The 16,609-nt window shown below is 46.9% G+C and carries 13 protein-coding genes; all 13 read left to right on the plus strand.

The features are described 5' to 3' along the window. Window positions 1-25: 25 nt before the first annotated feature. The 13 genes from ACFOMG_RS08285 (at window position 26) to ACFOMG_RS08345 (ending at window position 16,609) form a co-directional block, all read left to right on the plus strand. Complete coding sequence (locus ACFOMG_RS08285; protein ID WP_376865949.1) at window positions 26-538, plus strand: Hcp family type VI secretion system effector; 513 nt, start codon at window positions 26-28, stop codon at window positions 536-538. Between the two features lie 59 nt (window positions 539-597). Further along, window positions 598-1,182, plus strand: coding sequence for a type VI secretion lipoprotein TssJ (locus tag ACFOMG_RS08290; protein ID WP_376865950.1), 585 nt, complete (start codon window positions 598-600; stop codon window positions 1,180-1,182). A 22-nt stretch (window positions 1,183-1,204) separates the two neighbouring features. After that, entirely contained in the window at window positions 1,205-2,587 is a 1,383-nt protein-coding gene (tssK, locus tag ACFOMG_RS08295; protein ID WP_376865951.1) for a type VI secretion system baseplate subunit TssK, read from the plus strand. Window positions 2,588-2,596: 9 nt separating this feature from the next. Continuing rightward, entirely contained in the window at window positions 2,597-3,271 is a 675-nt protein-coding gene (locus tag ACFOMG_RS08300; RefSeq protein WP_376865952.1) for a DotU family type IV/VI secretion system protein, read from the plus strand. A 1-nt stretch (window position 3,272) separates the two neighbouring features. After that, window positions 3,273-6,707 carry a type VI secretion protein IcmF/TssM N-terminal domain-containing protein gene (locus tag ACFOMG_RS08305; protein WP_376865953.1) on the plus strand — a complete coding sequence of 1,145 codons (3,435 nt, stop codon included), beginning with the start codon at window positions 3,273-3,275 and terminating at the stop codon, window positions 6,705-6,707. Window positions 6,708-6,715: 8 nt separating this feature from the next. Next, window positions 6,716-8,404 carry a type VI secretion system contractile sheath large subunit gene (tssC, locus tag ACFOMG_RS08310; protein WP_376865954.1) on the plus strand — a complete coding sequence of 563 codons (1,689 nt, stop codon included), beginning with the start codon at window positions 6,716-6,718 and terminating at the stop codon, window positions 8,402-8,404. 74 nt (window positions 8,405-8,478) lie between these two features. Then, window positions 8,479-8,958, plus strand: a complete 480-nt coding sequence (gene tssD, locus ACFOMG_RS08315) for a type VI secretion system tube protein TssD (protein WP_376865955.1) — start codon at window positions 8,479-8,481, stop codon at window positions 8,956-8,958. Next, the gene (locus ACFOMG_RS08320) at window positions 8,958-9,371 is read left to right on the plus strand and encodes a GPW/gp25 family protein (protein ID WP_376865956.1); all 414 of its coding nucleotides are present in this window, start codon (window positions 8,958-8,960) and stop codon (window positions 9,369-9,371) included. Before tssD ends, ACFOMG_RS08320 begins: the two co-directional genes overlap by 1 nt. A gap of 3 nt (window positions 9,372-9,374) precedes the next feature. Beyond that, window positions 9,375-11,078, plus strand: coding sequence for a type VI secretion system baseplate subunit TssF (gene tssF / locus ACFOMG_RS08325; protein ID WP_376865958.1), 1,704 nt, complete (start codon window positions 9,375-9,377; stop codon window positions 11,076-11,078). After that, complete coding sequence (gene tssG, locus ACFOMG_RS08330; protein WP_376865959.1) at window positions 11,051-12,040, plus strand: type VI secretion system baseplate subunit TssG; 990 nt, start codon at window positions 11,051-11,053, stop codon at window positions 12,038-12,040. Before tssF ends, tssG begins: the two co-directional genes overlap by 28 nt. 96 nt (window positions 12,041-12,136) lie before the next feature. After that, window positions 12,137-14,920 (plus strand): DUF2169 family type VI secretion system accessory protein, encoded by a 2,784-nt coding sequence (locus tag ACFOMG_RS08335; protein ID WP_376865961.1) that lies wholly within the window; start codon window positions 12,137-12,139, stop codon window positions 14,918-14,920. Beyond that, window positions 14,908-15,981, plus strand: coding sequence for a pentapeptide repeat-containing protein (locus ACFOMG_RS08340; RefSeq protein WP_376865963.1), 1,074 nt, complete (start codon window positions 14,908-14,910; stop codon window positions 15,979-15,981). The genes ACFOMG_RS08335 and ACFOMG_RS08340 overlap by 13 nt, the downstream gene beginning before the upstream one ends. Next, window positions 15,935-16,609: a DUF3540 domain-containing protein gene (locus ACFOMG_RS08345; protein WP_376865966.1), complete on the plus strand. Its 675-nt coding sequence runs from the start codon at window positions 15,935-15,937 to the stop codon at window positions 16,607-16,609. Before ACFOMG_RS08340 ends, ACFOMG_RS08345 begins: the two co-directional genes overlap by 47 nt.

Below are 16,609 nucleotides of genomic sequence, written 5' to 3' on the forward strand. Positions count from 1 at the left end.
TACAACATTATCTAGGAGATAATACATGGCAATTCCTGCTTATATGATGATTGAAGGACAGAACCAAGGCGAAATCAGCTCTGGTGCACTGAGTGAAGATTCCGTAGGTACGGCTACTCAGGATGGCCACGAAGATGAAATCATGGTTCAGGCTTTCCATCACCATGTACCGCGTGGCACGAATGAGCAAAACGGTCAGATCACCAGCATGCCTTCGATGCGCCCAATGCAGATCACAAAAATGATCGATAAAGCAACCCCTCTGCTGCACAATGCCCTGACCTCAGGTGAGCAGCTGAACATTACTATCAACTGGTACCGTATTTCCGCCAGCGGCGAAGAAGAGCTGTACTACGTGATGGAAATGGAAAATGCCGTACTGATCGATATTGAAACTGTTCTGCCAAGCATTGGCGATCCGACTCAGGCTCACCTGGGTCACATGGAAGTGCTGCACATCAACCCGGGTTCTATTACCTGGACACACGAAGCTGCTGGTACCGAAGGCGCATACCGCTTCGGTTCTACCACTGCTTAATTGCTGTGCCTCAGACCTGCGCCATAAGGCGCAGGTTTTAATTTATCGCAGGATGCATTGTGAAATTTTTTACACTAATACTGTCTTTTTTATTAGCGTCATGTGCCAGTAAAACCATCCTGGAAGTTGCGCCAGAAGACTGGACCTATCATGACAGGGCCATTCATGTACACACGACGGCGCCAACAGATTTGAACTCCATCAGTGGCCGGCCACACACATTGATGATCGGGGTTTTCCAACTCAATGACCCAAATACTTTTCAGGGGTTATCAGCTACTCGCGAAGGTGCGGTGAAGTTACTTAATGAAGGCCGGGTTGATGACACTGTCGCGCAATTTGATCGCCTTATTATTCAGTCTGGTGAAGAAAAAGTTATCTCCATTGATCGCGCACAAAGTGCCATGTATGTCGGATTAATATCCGGTTACTTCGGACTGAATACAGAACTGGATGTCCATATATTCAACATTCCGGTAAAAGCCGCAAAACGAGGTGCGGTTGACCTGGTACTGGCCAATCTGGGGTTAATTGCTGATGAGGCAAAAGCAATCCCTGATGAAATGTATATTGATATTGCTCTGGGCCGAAAGAGCACCCGGGAAATCAACTTGGTCAGCCAAGAAGATACCAAATTTTTCTAATCTGGTAAGTCAAGAGGAAAGCATGCCAACGGTTAAACCTATTTTCTGGCGTCAGGGAATGTTTCTGCAACCACAACATTTCCAGTTAGCCGAGCTCTGCCAGGCAGAAAAACTGAATCAGATTCGCGAACAAAGCCGTCCCTGGTTCTGGGGCATTACACAACTTTCTGTTGCCAGAGAGTCCTTGATCAATCGTCAGGTAGAAATCGAATCTGGTAGTTTCATTTTTCAGGACGGTGCTATTGCAGAAATCGACAAGAATGCATTAATACACAGCCGCTCACTGGAAGGCATTGAGGTTGATCCGGAAGAACCTTTGTCTGTATATGTTGGACTACGTAAACTGAGTCAACTCGACCCTAATGTCAGCGTTATTCATAACAATACCGAGATTGAGTCAATTCAGACGCGTTTTTTCACCCATGCGGCTCCAGAAACCGCTGCTGACAGATATGCAAATGAAAAACCTGCGGACATTCAAACCCTGACCTATAAACTGAAAATTGTTTTTTCTCATGAACTTAAAGAACATTCAGATTACCACCTCATCCCTGTCACCCGTATTGTACTGGATGGCGAGAAACTGACGTACGACCACAACTTTATCCCGCCGTTAATCAATATTGAGGCCTCGGATACCGCCAGGCGACTAGTCAAAGAACTCAAAGACGAACTGAGTGGACGTGCATTCCAGCTAAACAGCATGACTGACAGTGCTTCATCCCAAGGCTTCGACCCCAATATGATGCGCTATCGATTAGGTTTACAGGCTCTGGCTCGCTATGTGCCCCGCTTTACTCACCTATCTGAAGCCACCTCAGTTTCGCCATGGGACGTTTACGGCTATATGCGCGAACTCGTAGGTGAAGTCAGTATTTTTTCTCGAGGAATTAACTTTCTGGGTGAGAATAAAGATGGAGAAGCATTAATACCAGCGTACCGGCACTCCAATATATGGGAATGCTTCAGTGCTGCGCGGACATTAATAACTCAGCTACTTAATGAAATTTCTATCGGGCCTCAATTTCTGGTCGAGTTTACCCGTAATGAACAGCGTTTCGAAGTTGATATTCCACCGGAGTTCTTTGAAGACCATGTTGATTTCTATCTGATTCTGAATACAGAATCCCCGTGGTCCGATCATTCACAGTCCTTTCTCACAACAGCAAAACTTGCAGAAGTCAGCATGGTGGAAACGCTTATTGAACGATCTCTTCCAGGAGTCGGTGTATTACATATGCCAGGCCCACCAGCAGGTTTACCCAAAAAAGCTCATGCCAACTATGCTCGCATCGATATTCACGACGACAAATGGGGTCAGGTGATTAACAAGAAAAGCCTTGGCTTACAGTGGGATGAAGCTCCGAATGATCTTTCGATTGAACTGGTTATTCTGAAAAAATAAGAGTTTTTTATGCGATTAGTCGATTACTATCTTGAAGATCTTCTGTCAATTCGCCAAATAATTGGTCAATTAAGCGATACAGACAAACTGAGTGCCGACGAACTTAAAAGTAAGTTTATTAGCATGATCAGCAATGCACACACTAATGCAGCAACAGCAGGTGTGACTGAGGAAATACGCATCAAATCACTATTCCCGGTAGCTGCACTGATCGACGAACTGGTTCTCACTTCAGAATGGCCAGAAAAAAGTGAGTGGAAAAATGCATCCCTGCAGCGTCATTACTTTAATACAACCAGTGCAGGCAGCGAATTCTACGAGCGGCTTAATCTGCTAAATCGCAGAGGAGAAGATAGTGATATCCGAGAGGTTTTTCTAATCTGCCTTGGCTTGGGTTTTAAAGGCAAGTTTTTTATGCCCGAAGACCGGCCAAGAATTGAAGAAGCAAGGGGTTACAACCTGTCCCTTCTATTACCCGAAGACTCACACTCACGTTTGGATAAGACCATTCTTTTCTCTCAGGCTTATCAGAAAGATATGCGCGAGAATAAACTCATGCGAAGTCGAACAAATCTCCTTCCCATTTTCACGGCCATCCCTTTCATTACCGTCATCAGTATGTTTGTTTTTTATGCAGCCCAGATTGACAACTGGATTTCCGACATTATTGGCCTGGTAAAGTGACATGAAAACATTCCTTAAAATTTTGCTTTGGTTATTTATCATCCTGCTCATATCAGCCGTTGTGATGAGTGTCACTTACCTTTTGGAAAGGCCAATGATTGAAGGTGCCTACGCACTTTCAGCCATTTTCGGCATATGGTTGAGCATTCTCATCATACGAAAGCTTTTTATTCGTTACCGCGCACGAAATCAGGTTAAGAACATTCTAAATGCCGGCTCTGGTGAAGCAGACCAGGACGACCTTGGAATGACACCAGCAGAACTCAGCCGTTCGCTTCGCACAGGTTGGAACCGCACGGTACGGGCACTGAAAAGATCACAATTGAAATTTCAGGGAGATCCGCTTTACGTTCTTCCCTGGTATATGATTTTTGGTCGACCAACATCAGGAAAAAGCACCAGCTTACGGAATGCCCGCTTATTATTACCTTCCATTGATCTTTCCGAAAAAAATGAAGGCTCAACACTTAATATTGAGTGGTGGCTACATGAAGAAGGTATCGTTATTGATACGGCCGGACGTTACGCCGTTCCGGACAACATGGAGCGCGACCGTAAGGAATGGACTCAGCTACTGGGTATGGTTGCACGCCATAAGCAAAAGGAACCTATTAATGGCGTTATTCTTGTTGTTGCCGCAGACCGCCTGCTCAACGCCGGTGATGACGAATTATTGGAAGAAGGCCGTCAGGTTCGTAATAGCATTAATCGTATGATGGAAAAGCTGGAAGTTAAGGTTCCGGTTTATCTGATGGTAACTAAGTCTGACCTCATTCCCGGATTCTCCGATTGGGCAGGCCATTTACCTGATGAAGTCAAAATGCAGGCCATGGGATATCTCAATGAATCAGACTCAGGCGACTATTCAGCTATAACTAATCTTGCTTTGGATAACGTTATAGAGCGGGTTAAAGATCTGAGATTAATGATGCTTGAGCAAAACAGCGACCTGAGCGATCAGGTCCTGATGCTACCCTCTTCTCTTGAGCAATTGCGCAATGGTTTACAGACCTTTATCAAAACGGCACTAAAAGGAAACGCTTACCAGGAAGCACCGCCATTTCGTGGCCTTTATTTTTCCTCCAGCCTGCATGATGATCAGGGGAAAACCGTTCGCGAGGGATTATTCCTGCACGACATTTTCACCCGAATCATGCCCTCAGATCGCAGTTTACTGATAAATTTACCCAGTGCCGTTCGCTTACGCCGAGCATTCGAACGCTATGCATTTGGTATCAGCGGTGCTTTGACCTTCGTAGCTCTGGTGGGACTCACCGCACTGTTTAATAGTGACCGAGAAGCACTATCAGATATCTATACCAACTATTCAGGCAGTAAAATTGATATTTCATCTGGAACACTAAATACCGATGTTCGGCTGGAAAACCTGTATCGGATGAAAACACTGATTGAATCCCTGGAGGCTTATCAGGATGCTTCCGTCGTTCCATGGTCATTATTAACCGGCAATCTCAATCCGGTTGAGAATATGAAAGAAGAATATGTGCGTTCTGTTCAGCAATCATTATTACTGCCTTACGACCGAAACCTGAAACCAATCATTGATGGTATTGATCGGAACAATATAAGTTCGCTGGCCGGAGGACTGGTTCGCCGTATTAACATTCTTCAGGATCGCATTAACCCACCAGAAGACGAGGAAGCAGAAGGTAACCTACCAATAGGAAAGGATTACATCACCGCTCAGGATGCTGGTGTTACGGCCGATTCATCATCCCTGTTTAGTGATATTTACATTAGCTATGTCGACTGGAACCCATCACTGATATCGCTGACTGACGAAAAGATAAACCTGCAATCCGGATTACTTTATCTGATCAAAAACAATCATGGTGACTACAGCTGGATTATCCAGTGGGCTGATGCACAGGGCTTTGATGCGGTACGCATTAAGGATTATTGGGGAGGCAGCATCAGCCTTGTTGAACCACCGGTAATTGAACCTGCCTATACGCTTGAAGGATATGAATTCATTCAGAGTTTCCTGGATGAGTTTCAGAAAGCCAATAGCGATGATAAACAATTGACTGAGGTTAAGCAGGATTTTGACCAGTATTATCAGCGTGAATACATCAAAGCCTGGATAACTTTCGCCCAGAACTTTGATGAAGGAAAGCTGAAACAGCGAGATCGGGACGAATGGGCAAATCTGCTTGACCGAATGGCAACCTCTGACAATCCTTATTTCCGCCTGATGGAGGATATGCATACTCAATTGTCTCCTTTTGAAAACAGCGACTACCCATCTAAAGACAAATTGGCTTTGTTCACTGAAATTCAGTCGTATTCAATCAGTGATGGGCGCAAAGGCAGAGCCAATACCAAGCTCCTTAAAAAAGCTTTGGGTAAATTCGGCAAGGTTGGAAAGCTGGCGAAGAAGGGCCTTAAAATTCATAAGAAAGCAACCAAAGGTTCAGGGGGTGGAGACGATACCGACTCAGTACTTGATGATGCTGTAAAGTCGGTCGATGCGTATAAACAAGCACTCGCTGAAGTTGCTTTTAAAGCATCTTCCCGATCGCAATCTCTGGATTCGATTACAACGTTATTTACCTCTCCGGATGCACCAGAAAAAGGCAATGGTCCGGTAGCCTCAGCCTGGTCCTCGGTTAAACAACTACAGGCATTAGTTGGCCGTCCGGTATCAACAACCCGTTTATTCTGGCAGTTGTTTACCGGACCAATCAATACAGCCTACGACTATATGCAAAGAGAGAGCAGCTGCGAAATTCAAAACCGCTGGGAGAACAATGTCCTCGCAGCACTGGATGGTGTTCCACGCAATGAACTCGGCAATACCCTAGTAGGCGAAGGCGGCCTACTGTGGAATTTCGTTAATAATGAGGTATCTCCTTTTGTATCCAAACAATATAAGCGAGGGTACATTAAATCCGATATTAATAACCGTAGTCTGCAACTGGAAGAAACTTTTCTTGATGTTATCAACAAAGCCAGCAATGGCGCCTTTGTCGTGGGTAATGAGTTTATTGTCTCAATGAATGCCCTGCCTTCCGGCACCAATCCAGATGCTGAAGCATCGCCTTACGCAACCTTTATCGACTTGCACTGCAGCGAAGGAACGCAAACGATGGCTAATTACAACTACCCCACTCAACACGACTTTAACTGGTCCCTGGAGAAATGCGGTGACGTTACGCTACGCATTGATATTGGCCAGCTCATGTTGACGAAAAATTATAATGGTGTGAAAGGGTTTGGTAAGTTTCTAACGGACTTCCATGACGGCCGACGCGTATTTACTCCGGCAGACTTTCCAAATCATCAGGTGCAGCTGGACAACCTGAACGTCCGCTACATAGACCTGAATTATGAGATCCGCGGCCAGCGTCCGGTTGTGCAAACACTGGATACAGTTCCGCTGGATTTGCCGGCAACCATCGCATATTGCTGGTGAGGTGAAAGATGGATACGATCATTGACCGGATCAACCTGACTTATGTCGATCACCAGCAAACGGAATCTGAATTACCGATGCGCTTATTGGTGATTGCAGACCTGACTGCAGATGATCGTTCTGACAGCATTAACCTGACGGATACCAGGGTACTATCGGATGATACTGGTGAAATAATGAGCAGCTGGGAGGTTTGTTTTGATGCTACGCTTCCCAATCACTTACAGCCGCATCAGGATGGCTCCATCACAATCAGCTATCCGCTACTGGATGTTGAGGATTTTCATCCGGATCATCTATCACGAGGCATCTTGTTGTTGAGAAAGGCAACAACGCTGTATGTAATGCTGACCGAGGAGAAAGTTAAAAGCCGGGATATTCAACCCTTGCTGGAGCTGTTTGGCTACCAGCAGGATGAAAAATTCGATACCGATCTCGACCGGTTACTGATTCAGGCCGACCTGGAACAACGTATCCAGGCACAATTGAATGAAATCATTCGCCATCCACGGTTCCAATTACTGGAGCGTAGCTGGCGCTCGATAGATTTTCTCGGCCGCCACATACCCGATAATGAGAATATCGAAGTAGTTCTGTTAAACAGCAGCAAACTGGCGATTATGGAGGACTTTGAGGATTCACCTGATATCACTCAAAGCTCACTGTACGAGAAGGTTTACCAGCAGGAGTTCGGCCAACTAGGAGGTAAGCCCTACTCTCTGTTAATTACTGATTTTGATATCGGAGAAAAAGCACAGGACATAGCACTGATCCGAAACCTGGCGTCATTAGCCGCAATGGCCCACTGCCCGGTTATCAGTAATGCTGCTCCATCCTTATTTGGTATTCAGCAATTCTCAGACCTTCCATCGGTACGTGACCTGAGGTCTCACTTCGATCAGCCCTCATATGCCAGGTGGCAGTCTTTCCGTGACAGTGCAGATAGCCGTTACATCAGCCTGACGTTGCCACGTTTTTTATTGCGTCAACGCTATGAGAATACAGGTGCCGGCGTTCGCTTTAGCGAAGCCGGCAATTCTCAGTCATCTGGCGTATGGGGTAGCTCATCGTTTGCACTGGCCAGCGTATTTATCCGTAGTTTTTCCCGTTATCGGTGGTTTGTAAATGTAACCGGAGAGGAGCACGGGTTAATTGATGAAATTTCAGTTTCTGAGTCCGGTAGCCGGATTCGCAATGTCATCCCAACCGAAGTAATGATTTCTGACAGAACGTTGAGTGAGTTACTAGATCATGGGCTGACTCCACTGAGCATTTATCGGCATGCTCGTACTGCTGGCTTTTCGGCAGTCCCGGCTTGCTGCAATCAGTTGTCAACAAACAATGCCTTTGACGAAGCCTTAAGCCAGCGCCTTGATACGCAATTGCCGTTTATCATGATCAGTTGCCGATTTTCCCATTACCTGAAGATCATGCAACGCGAAAATATCGGCTCCTGGCAAAACCGCTCACAGATCGAACAAGCAATGAATAACTGGTTACGTCAATACATCTCTGACATGGACAGCCCATCGCCAGGTGTTCGCGCTAAAAGGCCGCTACGTTCTGCCACAGTCAGTGTTCGGGAGATGGAAGGGAAAAGTGGTTGGTATCTGGTTCGTATCAGTCTGACACCACATTTTAAATATATGGGCAACCTGTTTACCCTGAAAGAACGTGGGAGACTGGATATTGCCTGATAAACGTTTGTACCAAGGATCTGAACTGCACTGCTTATGTTTAGCAGACAACTGTAATGCCGAAGGAGATAACAATGGCCTTACCAGGATATATGAAAGTAACCGCAGAAGCGCAGGGTAAAATTGATGGTGAGTGTGTACTGGAAGAACGAGAAGGTGCCATTGTAGTACATGCTTGTAACCACACCGTTAAATTGCCAACCGATAAAAACGGCTTGGTCAGCGGTCGGCGCATGCATATGCCCATTACGATTCTGAAAGACATTGATCGTACCTCCCCCATGCTTTATCAGGCATTAAGTGATGGTGAGTTGCTGACATCTGTGACTCTCGACTGGTATCGCATAGACAGTGCCGGCATGGAAGAATGTTACTTCACTCAGACCCTGAAAAATGCTCAGATTGTTGCCATTGATTTTGATGTCGAATTCAAACCAGAAGCAGCCAACTCTCGGGTCGGCCATATGGAAAAAGTCTCACTGATCTATGACAGCATAAGCTGGACACATATGGACGGCATCGAATATGAAGACAGCTTTGGAGCAGACTCCTGATGTCGGGAAAGCGACTGCTTCAGCGAATTGCTGAATGGCAACAGGGGAAAAATGCTGGTGGAGAGAGCTATGATCTGGCCGATGCCATTGCCAGCGACATTGAGCTGTTATTAAACAGTCAGCGCGGAAACGTTCTGATTGACGCAACCATGGGATTACCGGATCTACGCAGTTTGTTTCAATCACATTCCTCAGTGAATACAGAGCAACTAACCGATGACCTCAGTCGGCAGATTATCCGGTATGAGAAGCGTGTTGCTATTCGCAGTCTGTTTTATGACGAACAGAGAAGTGATACGACACGACTTACCTGGCAATTCGTTGCACAAGTCAAGCAAGTCAGAAACCTGGAAATAAATGCACACATTCATATCTCGATGGATGGTAAGGTTCGCGTTGAGCCTGTGGTTTAAAATATGAAAATTGATCTCTACCAAAACGAATTACGAACACTGCGAGATAATGCCAGGGAGTTTTCCCGCAAATATCCAGCATTGGCCCCTCACTTGTCCGGTAGTAGTACCGACCCGGATGTTGAACGGATTTTGCAAGGCACTGCGTTCTTAAGTGCGGGCATTCAGGAACGGCTGGACAGCGATTTCCCCGATTTTGCGCAATCAATTCTTCGGGTCGTTGCGCCAGATTATCTGAAAGAAATCCCCGCCACGACAATCATCGAGTTTAAACCGCGTAACATTCTCAACAACCCGGTAACTCTTTCATCAGGAAGTAAAATTGACTCTAAAAAAGTGGCCGGCCGAAGCTGTCGTTTTCATACCTGCCGGGATGTAGTGGTTCATCCGTTAACGATTAACAACTGTGAACTGATTCAGAAACAAAACCATTCCAGCATTGAAATTTCGATGTACAATACCAGTCTCGCTAACGCCGAATTGCAATTGAGCGAGCTGCCTCTGCATTTATCGGGAGATTACCTTAGTGCCAGCCAGCTTTATTATCTGCTAAGCAGACGTGTAAACCAGGTTACGCTGATCGCAGGATCGCAGGAATACACCCTTCCTCCGGGCAGCATTGAAACCCAAAGTTGGAAAGACGAGACCTATCTGCTAGAAAATTCGCAGACCAACCTGAATGCCTTCAGGCGGATCCAGGAATATTTCATAAACAAATTTCATTTTTTGTTCCTGAACATCCGTAACCTTGATGTGATCGGCAATCTTCCTAAAGCCTTTAAGCTACGATTTAGTCTGGATCACAGCGTCCACAACCTTAATCTCGAGAAAAACAATTTCCGGCTATTCTGTACCCCGGCGATCAACTTATTTGATACCGATGCGGAGCCGATGTCACTGGATCAGAAAGTGTCAGATTTGCGAATTAATCCGGTCAGAAACACCGATCGCTCACTGACTATTCACTCCATTACCAGTTTACAGGGACAAAGCCGACGCTCGGCCGATAAGGTGCAGTATCAGAGTTTCTCATTAGCAGCAAAAGAGTCCGGCCTGAATCCGGTATATGAGTTAATTCAACATTACAGCGACCAATCGGATCAGGAAAATATTCTCAGGGTTAATTACCCGGAGTCTCTGGACATGCCATCACGGGAGATTCTCACTGCTCGCCTTAAATGTTCTAATGGTAAGAACGCCGGCTTGTTAAAGGTCGGTGATGTTAACGTCAACACACCCGACATCCCTGACCTCGTTAGTTTCTCCAATGTTTCCGCCATCAGCGAATACATTGCCCCGGTTACCGACGGACGAACACTATGGAAACTGATTTCTCACCTGACGGTTAATTATTTACCCGTCGCAGACCTGGATAATCTGAAAACCCTGCTCAGTCTTTATAACCCGACGGAACAAAGTGATACAAGAGAACATGCTGCGAATCGCAAGCGCATTGAGTCCTTACAGAGCCTTAACGTCTCTGCAATCGAAAAATTGTTGCGTGGATATCTGGTCCGTGGTCGCCATATTGAAATCGATATTGATGGTGCGGGTTTTGCGAGCAATGGTGATTTATATCTGTTTGGCGAATTACTTTTCCACCTGATCAGCCAGTTTACTGATATCAACAGTTTTGTATTGCTGTCGCTCACCAATATCAATAACGGAGAATCCCTGCAATGGCAGTCGAACTCAGTAGCGAGCTAGCAGAGCTGGAAAATGACATACTCCGCCAGCCTCAGGAGTACGAGTTTTTCCAAGCCTATCGTATTCTAAGCAAAATCAATGAAAAGTACCCGGTATCTGCCCGCAGACCTCCGCGTATTATCTCGGTACGTCCGGAGCTTGGGCTTGGTTACAGTGAAACCGATGTCAGTAGCGTCTTTCCATTGGAAAAAGACAACGGTTACGAAATTGTCACCCAGATATCTGGCTTATACGGCCTGTCATCACCGCTGCCGGATTTTTATAACGAAGAACTGCTGGATAATGAGTGGGAAGAAATCCATGCTCCGCGTGAGTTTCTTGATATCGTTCATAGCCAGTTATTACCAAAGCTGTACCACGCCTGGTCGTTGTTCAAACTTAACTTTAATACTTTTGAACATGATCGTGACAGCTACTGGCACATGCTGTACAGCCTCCTGGGGCTTGTTGACAGTGAAAACGACCCGCTACTGGCCAAGCTTAAACTGCGTTACTTTGGCCTGTTTTCCAAGACAGAGCGCTCATCCGGGGGCATTAAAGTCATCGCCGAGGACTTCCTGGGAATCCGGAATATCAGCATTGAAGAGTTTGTGATGCGCAGTGTCAGAATTCCAGAATCATTGCAGCTACAACTCGGTAGCTGTAACCACTGTCTAGGTGATGACGCCCATTTAGGAAACCAGATTCAGGACCAAAATGGTTGTTTCCGTATTCATACCGGACCGCTCTCCGAAGAGAAGTACCGCGACATTACGGATAAGCCGTCAACGTTATCAACACTCTCCAGGCTGCTCAGTTCGTATATCCGCTTGCCATTAACATTCGATATTGTTTTTCAGGTGGACTCAGCATCAGTGCCACTGACGGTTGGTAAACAATGGCACCAACTGGGGGTCGATTCTTATCTTTACGATACAACCCAGGCTCAGCCCACCCGGACCATAGTGCACGCACTGGCATGAATATACCGCTAAATACAGTGGGTCGTAACACATTGAATTTAATTTGGCTTAGCCGTCGCCTGTCCATCAGTGACATATAGCCATCAGGAACCGAACGTGGAAGTTATTCAACCGCTTGACATCGAAACCAGCTATCGGACCTTGTCCGTAAATGGCGACCATTTTATGGTCGTCAGTAGCAAACTGTTTTTCCCTTTGGAGGGTGGAGATCCGTTAACAGGCAGTCAAGCCTACGGAACACTGCAGGAGCAGGCTGTTGCCTACAATGACGAGTTGCACCCTAAACTCAGTACCGAGTTTCTGGTTGTTGGGAATATTCAGGCGCCAGCCGGACAAGCGGTCACTGCACTGCAGGCAGAAGTTTCGCTGGCAGGCCTGAACAAATCATTAAAGGTTATCGGCGACCGCTACTGGGTTGGTGGATTGACGGGAGCGACTGAGCCTGTGCCATTCACAACAATGCCAATCTCATGGGAGTGCGCCTTTGGTGGCGACGGTGTCGACCATAACCCGCTCGGCAAAGGTCGGGCAGAACAATCAACTCCGTTAGGACAAGACCTGATTTGTTTGCCCAACATCGAATACCCTGATAACCCAACAGGCCGCAAGGGACAACAGGTAACCCCCGCGTCATTTTCAGCCATCCCCCCGGATTGGCCGCAGCGTGCCCGGTATCTCGGAACCTATGACGAAATCTGGCAGCGCGATGCGTTTCCGGGCTTTCCGGCAGACTTCGATTTCAGGGCTTTTTATTGCGCCAGCGACGATCAGCGATTCGATCAATACCTGAACGGTGGTGAACCCTTTACACTGACCCACCTTAATGCCGATAACCCACAATTGCTTGGTACCCTTCCGGAGTTCCGTGTAAGGAACTTCCTCACACGCCAGCTACAGCCACAGGAAATTAAACCAGACGACCTGCTGGAAGTTCCGATGCGGCTGGATACCGTGGTGTTTTACCCCAATCATAAACTCGGCATGTTAATTTACCGCGGCTCAGTACCATCAGAGACCCTTGATGGTGAACACCTGAAATATCTGCTGAGTGGTTATGAAGCCAGAGCAGCCTCCCCACGCCCCAAAGACCATTACCAACAGTCTTTGGTTGGCCGTACCCACCCCGAGTTTGCCATGCAATATGCGCTTACTACGCGAGATCTGATCCCGGATAATATGCCCTGCTCTCTGGCCCGTATGACTCAGACCAAAGAGCAACCAGCACAGCTGATTGCTGACAACATGAAAAACCGGGCACTGCGTGAAGAGGCTGAAGCCCGGGCGGATGTCGAACAGCAAACGACGTCAATGATCCAGGCGTTGAAAGATCAAGGAATGGAAACATCATCACTGGAAAAACAACTGGCAGCGACCCTCAGTGGTGGTACAGGAAAAGACGAATGGCAACAACGTTTTGATGCAGTGTTAGAAAAACTGATTCCCGGCGCAAATAATCCGGATGGCATCATTGATCTGCAAAAAATCGATTTCCGTGCCTTCGATGAATTATCCCGGCTAAGTGAAGAGTATGCGCACTTCCAGAAGGAACAGGCGAAACAACATCTGTCAGACCAGATTCAGGCGCTTCCCCATTCACCAGATACCCAACGGGCATTAAAACAAGCACTGACAGACATTGATCTGCCACCTCTGCTACCCAGGCCGGAGGACCCGGAAGGATTGATACAACAAATCCGTCAGGCACAACTAATCATGCAAAACCAACAAAACCGCGGCCACAGCCAGGTACAGGCAAACATTAAAACACTGGATACCGAAGCCATTGAAGCCGCGTTACAGCAGGGTAACGATGGTTTACGAGACGCTTATCGTTTAGGAGCGCACAGCATGGGCTTTGGCCGACCGCCACTCGATAGCGAGCAACAGCGATTGGAGTTTGAGCGACGTCAGGCTGCCGGGGAATCACACTTAGGACAGGACTACGCTGGAGTGGATTTCTCGGGTCTGGACTTATCCGGTATCGATTTCCGCTATTGTTACCTGGAGCAGTGTCGTTTTGATCAGTGTAACCTGGCCGGTGCTAACTTATCTGGCAGCATCGCCGTACGCAGCAGTTTTATTGCCGCAAACCTTAATGATGCAGATTTTTCGGACGCCAGCATAGGCGCCTGTGACTTTACTCAGGCCAGCTTAATAAAAGCCAACCTTGATAACTGTGAGTACAGCGCTGCCGACTTCAGCAGCGCTAATCTCAGTCATACCCGGCTAACGGTTATAAACTCCCTGGAAGTGACGTTTAAGGGCTGCAATCTGAGCCACTGCGAGTTTAGTGAACCAACCTTTATCAACACGGATTTCAGCAGAGCCAACTTCAGCCATAGCAACATGAAGTCTGCAACCTTTATAAACTGCCAACTGAACGAAGCTCTCTTTAATGAAGCGGATTGCAATGCCGTTAATTTCATCGAATGCCAGATGAAGCGCAGTCGCTTTACGGCCACCCAGCTGACAAACGCACGTTTTATGATGGCTACAGACCTGGAAGGCAGCGACTTCCTACGTGCACGACTGGACCACAGTAATTTACGCCAGGCCTGCATCAGACAGGTGAATTTCAGTGAAGCATCGATGCTCTATGCCGATTTATCTGGCGCCAACGCGGAGGCTGCTATATTTAACGCTGCCGATCTGCGTCACAGTCAGTGCCTGCACACGCAGTTTGTTAGTGCAAATCTGAGTAATTGTAACCTGATGGAAGCCAGCCTGATGCAAGCTAATTTGCAACGTGCCAGCATACGCCGCAGTAATTGTTACGGCGTAGAATTTATGGGGGCAATTGTAAGTCATACCGACTTTTCCGGATCCAATATGGACGCCTCCAAACTGCAGGACTGGAGGCCATCTAAATGGCAGTCCTGACATTAACCGCGGCGCAGCTGGCAGAACGTATCGCTAATGGTGAAATGTTCGATCACGATAGCTTTCATCAGGCTGACTTCCGTAATATGCACATAGCTGGCGGTCTGTTCTCCGATTGTATTTTCCAGAATTGCTACTTTGACAGCAGTCATATAGAACAATCAAACTTTATCAATTGCCAGTTTGTTCAATGTTCGTTTATTGGAGTTCAGTTACAGGATTGTGCTTTTAACCGTGCAACCTTGCCAGCAACAGACTTCAGCCGCAGCTCGTTAACTGCCGCTCATTTTATCGAATGTGATTTATCCCGGACGCGATTTGATTACGCACAACTGCCCGACATTAACTTTCTTCAGTGCCAGCTGAATAACAGCTCTTTTTATCACGCTGAACTGCCATTTGCAGTATTCAATCAGTGTCAACTCACGGCTGCTGATTTTTCACAGACACAGCTGGAAAGAACAGCATTTCTGGAATGTGGACTGGATCAGATACAGTTACGCCAGGCCTATCTGCAACAAACTTTATTCGAAAAACCAGATTTGAGTGGTCAGGACTTTTCTGATATGCACCTGGCTATGGTGCAGTTCCGTTACGCAAAGTTGAATCACTGTAATTTTTCGAGATCGAACCTGACTCAGGCATTCTTTGTTGAAGCCGAGCTACATCAGGCGCGATTTGATCAGGTTAGCGGCATTGGCTGTCAGTTTTACCAGGCCAACCTGACAGGCAGCAGTTTACGGCAGTCCGATTTTAGTCAGGCCAGCTTCCAGTTAGCCGACTTATCCGCCTGCGACTTTTCCGGTAGTACACTGGTACAACTGCTGGCAAGCGAGACCATGATGCAAAACACTCAATTAACACACTGCGATCTTAGTTATGCAGATTTATCTAAAGCTGTTTTAAGTTACACTGACCTGACGAACGCCGAACTTTATCGAACGAATTTACATGCGGTTATCGATAACGGTGCCATCTGGTCCGGTAGTTCGAAATACCGGGCTTTAGCGACGGATGAAAAACGCGAAAAAGCAGACCTCTGGAAACCAGCCAGAGTCTAACGACAAGGAGTTTGCAATGAATACACCCGATGTTTCCCCTTTACTACCAAATCCCCCACAACAAGCCTTACTGTTTGGCGAAGTACAGGCCGTAACTCCCCACGGTTTTATTGTGCGCCAGCACAATGCCGGAACGCTGCTCGCAGAACGAGCCTTTTCTTGCCCCTATAACCCGGCTATCGGTGATTGGGTCAGCATGATCCAAGCGCCAGATAATCATATCTTCATCCTGGCAATTTTACGTCGAACTTCCGATCAGGTGGCAACCCTCAGCAATGACCATGGATTACGTATAGAAACCAATCAGGCGGTCAGCATTCACTCTGAGTCACTCGAACTGGTTAATGCCAGCACCCGAATTACCGCGCTTGATACCCGATTACAGGGACAAAGACTGGATATTCACACCGGCCAGGCCAGCTTTAATGCCAGCAAAGCGACAACAGTGGTTGGGAAAATGCTCAGCCGATTTCAGGATAGCGTGCGAATTATTGAACGCCTCGAACAAATTAAAGCCAATGATCTGATTCAGAATGTCCGTAACCTGTTTATGCAGCGCTCAAGACAAGCGGATATTTCTGCTGAAAAAGACGTCAAGATCAATGGCGAACGAATCCACATGGGATAA

It is taken from the genome of Bacterioplanoides pacificum (assembly GCF_042648445.1).
Taxonomy (GTDB): domain Bacteria; phylum Pseudomonadota; class Gammaproteobacteria; order Pseudomonadales; family Oceanobacteraceae; genus Bacterioplanoides; species Bacterioplanoides pacificum.

Bases quoted from the DNA above. Each gene is read 5' to 3' on its own strand.
- ACFOMG_RS08285 (WP_376865949.1), top strand. From the start codon at position 26: ATGGCAATTCCTGCTTATATGATGATTGAAGGACAGAACCAAGGCGAA.
- tssK (WP_376865951.1), top strand. From the start codon at position 1,205: ATGCCAACGGTTAAACCTATTTTCTGGCGTCAGGGAATGTTTCTGCAA.
- ACFOMG_RS08300 (WP_376865952.1), top strand. From the start codon at position 2,597: ATGCGATTAGTCGATTACTATCTTGAAGATCTTCTGTCAATTCGCCAA.
- ACFOMG_RS08305 (WP_376865953.1), top strand. From the start codon at position 3,273: ATGAAAACATTCCTTAAAATTTTGCTTTGGTTATTTATCATCCTGCTC.
- tssC (WP_376865954.1), top strand. From the start codon at position 6,716: ATGGATACGATCATTGACCGGATCAACCTGACTTATGTCGATCACCAG.
- tssD (WP_376865955.1), top strand. From the start codon at position 8,479: ATGGCCTTACCAGGATATATGAAAGTAACCGCAGAAGCGCAGGGTAAA.
- ACFOMG_RS08320 (WP_376865956.1), top strand. From the start codon at position 8,958: ATGTCGGGAAAGCGACTGCTTCAGCGAATTGCTGAATGGCAACAGGGG.
- tssF (WP_376865958.1), top strand. From the start codon at position 9,375: ATGAAAATTGATCTCTACCAAAACGAATTACGAACACTGCGAGATAAT.
- tssG (WP_376865959.1), top strand. From the start codon at position 11,051: ATGGCAGTCGAACTCAGTAGCGAGCTAGCAGAGCTGGAAAATGACATA.
- ACFOMG_RS08340 (WP_376865963.1), top strand. From the start codon at position 14,908: ATGGCAGTCCTGACATTAACCGCGGCGCAGCTGGCAGAACGTATCGCT.
- ACFOMG_RS08345 (WP_376865966.1), top strand. From the start codon at position 15,935: ATGAAAAACGCGAAAAAGCAGACCTCTGGAAACCAGCCAGAGTCTAAC.